Here is a 3,642-nt window from a genome sequence, read left to right on the forward strand (position 1 = left end):
CTCGACCGGCGGCGCTGCGCCGACCCGCGGCGGCGCGAAGGTCGGCGGCGGGTTGGCCTCGGGCACGGCCGTGTTGCCCGAGATCGTGCGCAAGGCGCCGGCATTGGCGAAGCGCTCGACCGGGAAGTAGTCGCTCTTGAAGTGCAGCTCGACCTCGCCGGTCAGGTCGGTCGAGGTGTTGATCTCGGCATCGCTGCCGGCGCGCTTGCTGCTGACGTACGCCAGCGAGGCCGACGCCTCGACGCCCCAGACGAGCGCGTTGTAGTGGCCGCGCATCGCCACGCGCGCGTCGACGTCCTCGGCCGTGCGCTCGAACGCGCTGTCGCTGGTGTCGATGTGGAAGGCCATCGTCGCGCGGATCTTGCCGGCCGTGACGACGATGCGGTTGATGCCCAGCAGCACCATCGTCGACAGCATCTGCAGTCGCGTCTCGGCCAGGCGCCGGCGCGCGGCCGGCAGCAGCGTCTCCTCGATCGACGATTCGTCGAGGCTGCCGCTGACGTGCAGCTCGCGTTCGAAGTCGGGCGGCGGCAGCTCCTCGGCGCCGCCGCGCGGCACCGCCTTGCCGCCGCGCACCGTCAGGTGGCGCGGATAGGTCTCGGCCAGCCAGCCGTGCGCCTGCTCGTCGGTGACGTTGTCTTCCATGAACTGGTCGACCGTCTTCGAGACGTTCGACAGCAGCTTCCCGAACGCCTCCATCTGCTTGACCGTGGTCTGGAAGATGGCGTCGAAGGTGCCGCGGATCAGGTCGGCGACGAAGGTCGGGAAGGCGATCGCACGCAGGGTCTGCTGCGTCACGTTGCCGATCTGGCTCGCCGCCCGCGGCGCGAAGTCGTTCGCCTGCGACCGGGCCAGCGGCGGCGCGGCCGCAGGAGCCGGCACCAGGGCCGGGTCGTGCCCCGCCGACTTTTCCTGCGCCGACTGCCCTTGCGCGGACACCGGGCGGCTCGTGCGGGTCTCCTTCAGCACCGGCGTCTGGCCCAGGCGCTCCGACTGCCAGTAGATGTCGCGCAGGCATTCGGCCGCGTAACCGGCCACGCGCGCGAGCTTTTCCTCCAGGCCGTGGCGGTCGTCCTCGGCGAGCTGGTGGTACGACGGCGTCGCCTCGAGCAGGCTGCGCACCTGGGTGCGCACCAGCGCGTCGGTCGCCGGCGTCGGCAGGATGCCTTTCGGATCGGGCGGCGTGGCGAACGCGCCGCTCAGTGCGACAGATCTCGCCAGCGAGCCCGGCGGCGTCGACTTCGGGCGAGGTGGCGCCGCTCGTTGCACGGGCCGCGCCGGACGGGCGAGCATGGCGATGCTCATGCGCGCCTCCGCGCTCTCGCGATCGCTGCGCGAGACACGTCGGACGACAGCGAGAACGCCGTCCCGGGCACGCGCGACGGCGCGAGGTTCTGGTACTGCGGCAGCGGGTTCGGCACCGGCAGGCCGCTGGCCGCCAGYCAGCGCAGCGCGGCCTGCACGGCGTCGGCCTCGGGGAACTCGAGCTCGAACACCGTGGCCAGCGTGCGCAGCAGCTGCTGGCCGGCGGCACCGCGGCGCGCCGCCGCGTCACGGCGCGCCGCGCCCTCTTCGGGCAACAGCCTGCTCAAGCTGTCCCATGCCGAGCGCGAGCCGAGCTGGCGCATCAGGCCGGCGTCGCCCAGCAGCTCGAAGGCCTGCAGGCTGCGCTGGTGGATGCGCCGTGCCCATTGCACGATCGAGCCGGCCGGCGCGGCGGCGACGAGCGCGAGCAGGTCCTGCGCGGCGGCGCGCCACGCGGCCTGGCTGATGAGCCCGGCCTGGCCACCGGTGGGCGTGCGCTGGCGCTCGAGGTCGGCGCGCACGACTGCCGTGGCGAAGCGCACGAGGCGCTGCTGGAAGTCGAGCCGTGCGCCGTCGTCATGGCCCCAGCCGCCGAGCACCGAGCGCGACGCCTGCAGGCCGCGCACGGCCGCGGTGCCCAGGCCGAACAGCCGCGCGAAGATCGTCGCGCGCTCGTTGCGGCTCGGGTAGTCGCGTGCGCTGAAGGCCAGCCGGTCGAGCTTCTGCGCCGCCGCGCGGTCCTGCAGCGCCAGGCCCTGGCGCTGCTCGACCAGCGCGTCGACGGCCGGCAGCACGCCGGCCTCCTCGAGCTCGGCCTGCAGGTAGAGCGCCGCATAGGCGGTCAGCACCTCGGGCTGCGGCGCCGTCGTGGTCGGGTTCGGCAGCGCGGGCAAGGCCAGGCGCAGCGGATCGTCGGCCAGCGATTGCGGCATCGACAGGCGCGCGAGCAGGCGATGCACGTCGCGCAGCGCGGCGGCGAGCACATCGGGGCTGGCGCGGCGAACCATGGTCGTGGCTCCGTGCTCCGTCAGCGCGTGACCGCCGGCGCGGGCGCAGGCGCCGGCGCCTTGGCGCCGGGCGTGCCGGGTGCGGCGGCGGGCTGTTCCTGGCCGGCGGGCGTCTTGCTGCGGATCGCGTTGATCTGCATCACGTCGACCATTCGCTCCATCGGGAAGTAGTCGCTCTTGAACTGCACGTTGACCTTGCCGGCCAGCTTCGCGTGCATCTGCACCTTGGCCTCGGAGTCCTCGCTGCGCGTCGTGTTGACCGAGAAGTTGGCCGAGTCCTCGGCGCTCGACTTGCCGTACCAGTTCTGGTTGAGCTTGCGCTTGGCGCCCAGCCCCAGGAAGCCCGAGCGCGAGCTGCTGTAGCTGCCCGAGTAGCCGGCCTCGGCCTTGTTCTGCGAATGCCAGTCGGCCGAGCGCTCCTGCTTCATCTTGCGGCGCACGGCGTCGGTCGTGTTCAGCTCGAACATGCACGAGGCCTCGATCGAGCCGTTGGTCACGACCAGCCGGTTGACGCCCATCATCACCATCGTCGCGAGCAGCTGCTGGCGGTCCAGCGCCATGCGGCGGCGCGCGGCCGGCACCAGCTTCTCCTCGATCAGGTCGTCGTCGAGCGACGTCACCGGCTCCTCGAGCCCGAGGTCGGCCTGCAGGTCGGGCAGGCTCTCGTCGCTCGCGCCCTGGCGCTGGCGCACCTTGGGCTTGTCGCTGCTGATGTCGATCTCGAAATGCTCGGGGTAGCGGTCGGCCAGGTAGTCGCGCGCATTGTTCTCGCTGACGTTGTCCTTCATGTACTGGCTGACCGACTTGCTGACGTTCTTCACCAGCTCGGCATAGGCCTCCATCTGCTGGATCGACGAGTTGACGATCGCGCCGAACACGCCGTCGATCAGCCCGGCGACGAACTGCGGGAAGTCGACCTTCTGCACCATCTCGGTGAACGCGTCGCTGCCCTGCCGGGCCGCGACGGCGCCGCTCTCGCCGAAGCGCTGGCCGGCCGTGTCGCCCTCGGGAAACGCCTGCTTGCCGGCCAGTGCCGTCACCGGCGTCTGGCCTGCCAGCGTCACCTGGTCCGGACGCGTCTGGCCGTCGGCGCCGCCAAGGATGTAGTGGAAGGCCTGGACGGTGTCGCGCGCGACGCCCAGCCGCTGCTCGGCGCTCATGCGCGCATAGGCGGGGCTGGCGAGCAGGCCCTCCTTCACGCGCTGGCGGATCAGCGGCAGCAGGCGGTCGTCTTGCGGCGTGGCCATGGTCGTGCCTCTTTCAGCGCGCCGGCGCGGTCACGCCGGGCACCGGCGGCAGCGCCGGCATCGGCGGCAGCGGTGGCGGTGCC

At 72.2% G+C, this 3,642-nt stretch carries 3 protein-coding genes; all 3 read right to left on the bottom strand.

Translation table 11 applies throughout. The features are described from left to right. Positions 1-1,305 (bottom strand): hypothetical protein (locus AC1DYN_RS31760; protein ID WP_477966666.1); only part of this gene is annotated, 1,305 nt, incomplete at its 3' end. Then, a complete protein-coding gene (locus AC1DYN_RS31765) occupies positions 1,302-2,312 on the bottom strand; it encodes a hypothetical protein (protein WP_477966668.1) in 1,011 nt (336 codons plus the stop codon). The genes AC1DYN_RS31760 and AC1DYN_RS31765, both read right to left, overlap by 4 nt. A gap of 20 nt (positions 2,313-2,332) precedes the next feature. Next, positions 2,333-3,559, bottom strand: a complete 1,227-nt coding sequence (locus tag AC1DYN_RS31770) for a hypothetical protein (RefSeq protein WP_477966670.1) — start codon at positions 3,557-3,559, stop codon at positions 2,333-2,335. Positions 3,560-3,642 lie beyond the last annotated feature (83 nt).

The sequence above is a fragment of the Rhizobacter sp. P2_D12 genome (genome assembly GCF_056404395.1).

Excerpts from the sequence above, each read along its gene's own strand:
- AC1DYN_RS31770 (WP_477966670.1), bottom strand. The coding sequence starts at position 3,559 with ATGGCCACGCCGCAAGACGACCGCCTGCTGCCGCTGATCCGCCAGCGC.